The following is an 8,094-nucleotide window of genomic DNA, read 5'->3' as shown; positions in this document are numbered from 1 at the left end:
TGGCCTCTCGACCGCCAGTTGCAGAAAGATCATCATCCGTTGATGTGCTAGCATCCTCATACCCTTTCGTTACCAGAGGATCGTTTCCATTGGTGTTATTAGTGGTCGTAATATCATGACTATCATAATGATAGCTACGATTATCAATACTAATCCCACCAACATTAATGGTTATCCCTCTGTCTAATGGGTCTGTAGGACCAGTAGGGGCATTGGGATCAGCTGGCCCAGCAGGCTCAGCATCTCTCGGTTGTCGTGGTATTGTTGCATCAACTTCATCGGGTAATAAATCTTTAGGGATAGTTGCCAATATATTTCTTAAAAGCAAAGGCATCATCCCGATAGTCTCAAGGTCACGAGCCTGTTTACCAACCCCCATACCTTGTTCATCTATCAAGTCAAGATAGCGGTGACGGATAGCTTCTAAAGCCTGCATTGCCGCTTTGTCAACTAATTGCACTATTTGCTGAGCTGATTCGTCACTGAGCCCACAACCAAATTGGTCTTGTAAGCAAGATAAGATAAATGGCAAAACTTCTTTTTGTGCAAAGTGATTACCCAACGCCAGACCATCACCTTGAGTACATTCACAGACTAAACTAGCTAATCTATGTTCTAATTCTTGGCGTTTTTTAAAATCCTTTTGATTCGATCCATTCCATGGACCAAATGCAGATTTACTGCCTAAACCATCCGCGATAATTTTTTCAGCATATTGTTCTGCAAGCTCTAAAAGAAGACCTTGTTGAGCTGGGGTAAGGTCTGGATTTTGCTTTAATTGACGAAAAACGGTAGCGAATCGCTCAACTTCATGCTTAGCTGAAGCATTAGGCGATTGAGTTAAGATATCACGTAACTTCTGCTGAGCAGATTCAGATTTAACAGTATCAATTAAGGCATCCAAATTCGCTTTACGCTGAAATGCAGCGAAAAGCTCAAGCTTTCCTCCCGACAAATCTGGACAGGAGTGACTCCGCTGTATTCGACTCCCTTCAACCCCGCGAACACTGCCCCCTAATGGCGTTTGAATGTTATTTACATTGCTCATATCTGGAGCCAGATTACCTAGCGATACCGCACTCGACAAACCAGCAGGATTCATGATATCACTCTCCTAAAAACTTAACCTTGTAAAAAACTTTTTGCTGTTTCTAAACAACTACTTATTGTACTACTTAAAACCTTAACTAAATTATCGTATAGTGAATTTGCATTACTGTATTTTTGCGTCAATGTCTGAAGCGTCGTTTTTAAATTTTCTTCCTGAGATTTAAACCCGGCTTGCCAAGCTTGATATTTTGCGTTGTCAAGCTCTAATACAGAGCCATTACTCGAAGCCTGCTTAAGCTCCTCAAGTTCATTTAGCATCGTTTCTAAAGGCGTCAGATCCGGAAGAACAACATAACCGCCATTTCTTGGTTGAACACAACTGGATGGCAAACCCAATTCAGCAGCCCACATTTTTGCCTCATCTTCAGTAAACGTCTCAACAGGTGAACCACCTGATTGAGGAGGAAGTAGCACATATGAAGGATCTTCAGTGCCCTTCTCCCCCTTACAAGCATTAAGAATACCCCATAGTGTATCTGTTATAGCTCTTGCTGAGAGCTTTACTGAATTACCATCTTTACCCGGCTGAACCCATGAGCCCATTTGAGCCAATATTTTTTCACTAAACTTTTGATAAAAGTAGGTATATCCCGCCACCGTACTTTCATACATTTTTAAATAGCTGTCATTGATATCACCGATACTCTCAGAAATTTTTTCCCATAATTCAGCATCAGACATCATGACTTGCCCGGAGATAGTATTATCACCGGCGTTCAACATCAGTAATTTAGGTAAATTCTCTCCAAACCCTTGCTGTAATTGTTGCTTTTGTTCTTCAGTCAATACTACATGGCTACTTGCTAAACTTTTTAATGCCCCCTCAACATGCTGTCTTGTTAAAACCCGCTCATTAATTTTTTCATTCATTGTCTCTAATGTCGGTCGCTCACCATTTAGGCTTAACAGTTGTTTTACTTTTAAGTCAGCATATTGCAAAGCAGAAAAGTGCAAACCATGATGTCCTACCTCTTTTTTTTCGGTCCCTGCTTCTTGCTTTACCTCTGTCGATACATTGGTTTGGGATTGTTCGGTAGGATTTAGCTGAGAAGTTCGAGGAGTAGAAGTATTAGAAATGCTAAACATAAAATTCCCCTATAATCCCCACGACGTTAACGACATCATGGGGAAATGAAAATAACCAATAAGGTGAAGTGATGAAGAAATTACCAATCGAGATTAAGCGCGGATGTTTCCTGCGATAGCAGAAGCTGTTGCACTCTTCGATTGATTGATCTCATTCATAAGACGCAATAATTCCTGCAATAATTCTTTGGATTTTTTAGCCGCATCTTTGGTATTATCTGAAGCTTCACCGGACAGACGGCTACTTGCTGTACTAATTTGTTGCTCAGAACGTTCCATCGTTGCAGCATACTGTCCACCAGATGCAGCAACGCCGCCCACACTCGCCCCCGAATTCATAATAGCCCCACCGACCATTTGCTTATTTCTGGCCTTGAGTTTATTATCACCTAATGCAAGTTCTTCGTTGGCAACATCGTGATTAACTGATTCTAATCTTTTTTGTAAAACAGCCTTATGCTCAGCAGATAAAGTCTTATTGCTTGCGCCTAATTCAATCGAGCTTGAAGCAGCACCATCAACAACATCTACCCCTGATAATCCCGCATTCACTCTTGGATTCGGAGAATTTAAATTTAATGATGTTAAACCATCAACATTATCAGCCCCTAACTGAACTCGGTGGTGCTCAGTCAACGTGCGTTGAATACCGGTTGCTTCAGATGATAACTTATTAATCTTTGCCGCATTATTCTTTAATGCACCACGCTCATGTTGAATACCAGAATGCTCTTTTTTAGCACCAACAGCTGTAATACCTAACTGCAAGGCCGATTGTGAAATCGCCCCCGAAAGCATATCCATACCTTCTCTAACCAAAGAAGCCGCCGTCATTTTTGTTGCTTCAAAGCTCACTAATGATAACTTAGAGCTCAAGTGAGTTTCTGCTTGACTTAATGACAACATCAAAATATTTGCAGCCACTAACAACGACACCGCCCTTGAAGAAAAGCCTGAAATGTCGAGGAATTTTCCTTCTTCAAGTCCAGTTTCTTTCATTTTACTTTGAATCAGCTCATCAACCTGAGTAGACAGTTTTGAATGGAGCTTACTGATATCACCTGAAAATTCAGGGTCTTCCGCTTTACCTTGTAAAAACAAGACTAGCTCACTTAATACCTCTGGTGAAGGCGCTTTTCCTGGTGCGGCTAACTCAGGACCAGTAAAAAAAGATTGAATTGCGATATCATTCTTTCCAACACTAGCTAAAATCGGTAATAAATCAGCCGCGCTGATCCCCACTTTAGCACCAGTAACTGGAGTATCTTGTGTTGCGTAATTAGTCAAACCTGCAGGTTGAACATGAGTACTATTAACTGGTAACATATTATTCTCCCTATTAAATAAAATTTATGCACGACTTTGGCGTAATATTGCACGAGCAGTTTCAGCACTGTTCTGTGCTGCCGCTGATAACATTTGTTGTAATTCTTGTGTCACTTTTAAGTCATTACTGAATTTCTCAACAGCCTCACGTAACCACATTTGAATTTGTTCATTCGATGCTTTTGCTACTGTAAAGTCGGCAAGTGCCTCAGTGGAGTTCTTTAAAAATACCCCTTGAGTAATATTACCTGTGGACTGAGCACCGGTATGGGCAACTTCCAGACCTAAAACTGTTTTGTTAATTGTATTACCAATCAGCTCTTTAGATAATGCATCAGCCTTTAATCCCGCCTTAGCGCCGAGCTCCCCTAACCCATTCGTTAGGCGCTGCATTCCTTGCGATAATACTTTACTACCATTACTAGCAAGCTGACGTAAAACCGTTGGCATGAGTTTTTTGATTGACTCTCCCAACAACTTACTCATCATATCGCCAAGCTTTGACGCAGCCCCTTTACCGACAACCGCAACGACGGCAATCACGGCAACCATCGCAACAGCAGCCAATACAGCCCCTAAAATACTTCCGACTAAGTCAGCCGTTTTCTTATCTACCCCTAAAGCACCCAATACGTCTGAAAGTGCCTTACCTATGGCCTGCATCAATGGCTTCAATATATTTTCCATTATCGGATTAAGCGCCTGCTGTATAAACGAGGTACCAGTAGCAGCTTTCGTAACTTCATCAGCCACCATTAACGCCACACCAGCCGCGGCCAATGCTAAACTAGCCCCCCCAGAGAATACCGCACCAACTATGCTAGCAATCGTTAATAATGCACCAACAATTTTCCCCACACAGCCCATGATCCTATTAACTTCTTCGGCTTTTTGGACTTCTTTTGCATACTCAGCCGCTTTAGTTTCCATTTCTTTTTGGCGACCTTCTTGCAAAGCTTTAAAGATGTCTAAATCAGCTTTTAAAGATTCTTCACTATTTTTACCCACTAATTGAACAAACATTGACATCAGCATCGTCATCCTGGCAACACTTGTCAGGTTATCCTCAGCATTTTGTTCATTTTGGCTACGGGGAAGGTTTAAACCTTGAGATTGCGTTAAAATTTTATCCGCTTTTTCTGCTTTCTCAGTCGCATCCGCATGGGCGCTCATGGCTTTTTGTTCAGCAGCCTCGGATTGTTTTTGTAGCGACTCAGCCTCTTTAGACGCTTGTTCAACACTAGCCAAAGCCTCTTGATAACCTGAATCACCTGGTTTTAGCTTTGACAACTTCTCTTGGGCACTTTGTAAAACTTTGGACTGAGCTTCTTGCTTTTGTTTAATATTTCTTAATTCCTCAAGAGCATCCTGGTAGGAATCCATCGCTTTCTCAGCATCAGCTGCTGCAGATTGAAAGTCAGATGAGATTTTGTCACTCAAGGCTTTATTAGCCTCTACCATCGCTTTCCATGCATCTAAACGGGCTTCCAACTGAGAGATAGAAACCTCGCCCATCAATGCCATCAATTGCCCTAATAGAAACGTTAGAGTCCCTTCGGAATTTAATGCCTCTTTCGCCTCTGCTGAAGGCGGTGTTAATGGAACAGACTTTAAACCATTAGCATCTATCTTCGTGGGTGATACAGCATCGGTTTCACTTGCTTTTGACGCCAAAACAGCTTTTAATGCCTCATCTGCTGCCTGAACAAAATTATCGCCCTTACGAACATGCTCAAACGCAGCTCTCGCTAATGATGGGTCAATGCGCCCCCCAAGACCACCAGTGATACCTGAGTTATTCATACCTATTCCTCTTTTGGTTTATTGGATGAATTATCTGCAACCTCCTTAAGTGTTTCCAAATAAATGAAGGCTTTTGATTTTAAAGATTCATCCTCTGATCGTTCATACACTAATTCAAAACACTGTTTTGCTTTCGCGGCTTTACTCATCATTAACTGACACTGCCCCGTAAAAAAAACAGGTCTATAATCATTTTTTAATAAGGCGAAAGCCACGGCATAAAGATCGCAAGCTTTTTGATATTGTTTTTTCAACTGGCAAACAGCCGCCAATCCCATGGTGTAATTTGGATTGTAAAAATCATAAAGACATAAAAAACGGAAAAATGTTTCGGCTTCATCCAAGCGCCCTTTATTATAGAAATCATAAGCGTGTGCATATAACCCCTCCATCATATTTTCAGGTATGCCATGCACATCTTTCAATGTGGCGCCATTACTTATGGCATCCCATAGCATCTCAATAACACGCTCTTCATCATTTACGCTTTTATCAACACTCATAATAAATCTCCGTTTTTATATCGCTGAGTCACATTTACGAAAATGACTGACTCAGCTTTATGGTTATATTTAAACTTAAGACTAAACTGACTACATTCAAAAATCGCTCACACAAAAATGCAGTATTCTATTTAAATAGCTATCACTCACTTTTATTTACTGACTCCCCTATTCCTGCATTCTCAACTTCCTCTAACCACACCAAGAGACGCAATACCTCATCAATCTCTTCAAGACAAACAAAATCATAACGACGGTGAGTTTTGTATATCCGTCTAGCTAATTTAATATCAGTAATAACAGGAACTCCGACTTTTTCAGCATAAGCACGAACAGCTAATGCTTTTTGATTAGTTTCTCGAACTGAAATTAAAGGAATTGGTGATAAATCCGGCCTGAAGTAAATACCGATAGCAATATGTGTTGGGTTAGCAACAATAAGTCGAGAGTTTTCAATATCAGATTTAACTTGCTCTGATAATATTTCCATATGAATTTCGCGTCGACGAGCCTTAATTTCTGGATTTCCCTCAGACTCTTTCATTTCTCGTTTAACTTCTTCTTTATCCATTTTCATATCTTTCATGGTAAGAAAGTATTCAGCGAGTGCATCTAATAATAATATAATAAGAGAACAACCAAGGCATATAATGACTAAAGAAAATAATAACTTTTCCCAAACAATTGCCACACCGAATAAATCACCATTAACTTGAGAAAATAATAATTCTTTATTATTTTTCCAGACGATAGTAATAGCGATAATGAAACAAGAAAGATAGAGCAAAGTTTTAATCGTATCTTTAATAGTTCTAAGGCTAAACAGCTTCTTAACACCTTGAACAGGATTCAATGCTGATAAATTAAGTTTCAGTGCTTCGGTAGCTAAAACAAACCCGACTTGCAATAATGCAGGTAATGCCGATATAAAAACACACAATGCAATGAAAGGAAGAAGAAACTTCATTCCTAACATGAACACAGCTTTAGAATAGTCCGTAATACTCTGGGGGTTTTCAGACTGAAGAAATATCCTAATCATCCCCATAAATTCATCAAAAGAACTAAAAGAAACGAGATATAAAATACCACCCAGCGTCAAACATGCGACAATAAAGTCTTTACTCTTAAATGACTGTCCTTTTTTTTTCGCTTCTTCTAGTCTTTTCCGTGTAGGCTGTTCTGTTTTGTTCGATGACATAAGATCACTTAATATCTGAAATCCAAGTATCTAGTAAAGCAGGCGTAAATGATAATTTTAATATATTATCTGGAAAAACAGGTGAAAAATAAAACAACATAATAAGTACAGCAAGACCACTTTTAATCGTTAACGAAATTGCAAAAGCATTCATTTGTGGTGCAAATCTAGAAAGTAAACCTAAAACAACCTCTGATAATAATAAAACTGCCAAAATAGGACTCGCTAAAACAAATGATTGCGCTGTAATTGTATTAATAAAACTGAGTACAGGCGGTAAAGAAGGAAAGCATGACTCCGTAGGATTACATAATTGATAACTTTCATAGAAAGTCTCTACCATCATCTGTAATCCTCCATTTTGTAAAAAAATCACAGCAGTAAATAGATTTAAAAAATTTGCCATTTCAGAAGTATCAATACCATTAGCTGGGTCAATTGTGCTACTTAATGTTGCACCTCTTTGGTTATCAACAATATTACCTAATGCATGCATAACCCAAAAAGGCCACGCAACGAGAAAACCAAGAATAAGGCCAATGATGACTTCTTGAGCGATTACGGCTATTGCTGGAAGTGTGTTCGGTAATTCTGTTGAAGACACTTCATACGGCCATACACTAACAGCAACAATAACGATTACTGAATTACGAACAACGCCAGTTAGCACATTATTATTTAAAAATGGTAGCATAAAGAAGACTGGAGACACCCGAGCAAGCCCCAATGATGCCGTATAAACCCATGCATGAGCTTCAAAAAATAGGTCAAATGACATTCATCATCCCTTAATAAGAGCTAAATTTAATACCTCTCGACTGAAGGAAAGAAGCACATCACCATACCAACCTGAAAGTAATAGAAAACACAAACAAACCCCAAGTAATTTGAGACCAAATGGTAATGTTTGTTCTTGTAATTGAGTTACCGTCTGAAATAAACCAACGAGTAAACCAATTACTGTCGCAATAATAATTGGCCAACTAGATAAAATTAAAACTAAATACAGTGATTTATTTCCAGCAAAAACTAAATCATTCATATATACACCATTTCACCTATATT

Annotated in this window: 7 protein-coding genes and 1 pseudogene; all 8 read right to left on the bottom strand. The window is 39.4% G+C overall.

Translation table 11 applies throughout. The annotated features are described in order from the left end of the window. Positions 1 to 1,102: pseudogene (locus PR766_RS15040) on the bottom strand (hypothetical protein); the annotation flags it as partial. 20 nt (positions 1,103 to 1,122) lie between these two features. Beyond that, on the bottom strand, positions 1,123 to 2,196 hold the full coding sequence (gene sctA, locus PR766_RS15035; protein ID WP_154635811.1) for a type III secretion system needle tip protein SctA: 1,074 nt from the start codon (positions 2,194 to 2,196) through the stop codon (positions 1,123 to 1,125). A 93-nt stretch (positions 2,197 to 2,289) separates the two neighbouring features. After that, a complete protein-coding gene (locus tag PR766_RS15030; protein WP_154635812.1) occupies positions 2,290 to 3,522 on the bottom strand; it encodes an IpaC/SipC family type III secretion system effector in 1,233 nt (410 codons plus the stop codon). A 24-nt stretch (positions 3,523 to 3,546) separates the two neighbouring features. Next, positions 3,547 to 5,325 (bottom strand): type III secretion system translocon subunit SctE, encoded by a 1,779-nt coding sequence (gene sctE / locus PR766_RS15025; protein WP_154635813.1) that lies wholly within the window; start codon positions 5,323 to 5,325, stop codon positions 3,547 to 3,549. 2 nt (positions 5,326 to 5,327) lie between these two features. Then, the gene (gene sicA, locus PR766_RS15020; protein ID WP_154635814.1) at positions 5,328 to 5,828 is read right to left on the bottom strand and encodes a type III secretion system translocator chaperone SicA; all 501 of its coding nucleotides are present in this window, start codon (positions 5,826 to 5,828) and stop codon (positions 5,328 to 5,330) included. Positions 5,829 to 5,970: 142 nt separating this feature from the next. Then, positions 5,971 to 7,029: an EscU/YscU/HrcU family type III secretion system export apparatus switch protein gene (locus PR766_RS15015; protein WP_036954235.1), complete on the bottom strand. Its 1,059-nt coding sequence runs from the start codon at positions 7,027 to 7,029 to the stop codon at positions 5,971 to 5,973. Between the two features lie 4 nt (positions 7,030 to 7,033). After that, positions 7,034 to 7,807, bottom strand: coding sequence for a type III secretion system export apparatus subunit SctT (gene sctT / locus PR766_RS15010; RefSeq protein WP_154635815.1), 774 nt, complete (start codon positions 7,805 to 7,807; stop codon positions 7,034 to 7,036). Between the two features lie 3 nt (positions 7,808 to 7,810). Continuing rightward, the gene (locus tag PR766_RS15005; protein WP_154635816.1) at positions 7,811 to 8,071 is read right to left on the bottom strand and encodes an EscS/YscS/HrcS family type III secretion system export apparatus protein; all 261 of its coding nucleotides are present in this window, start codon (positions 8,069 to 8,071) and stop codon (positions 7,811 to 7,813) included. Between the last annotated feature and the right edge of the window lie 23 nt (positions 8,072 to 8,094).

The sequence above is a fragment of the Providencia sp. PROV208 genome (assembly GCF_028479465.1).
GTDB classification, from domain to species: domain Bacteria; phylum Pseudomonadota; class Gammaproteobacteria; order Enterobacterales; family Enterobacteriaceae; genus Providencia; species Providencia alcalifaciens.
This window is presented reverse-complemented; position numbering and strand designations above follow the sequence as displayed.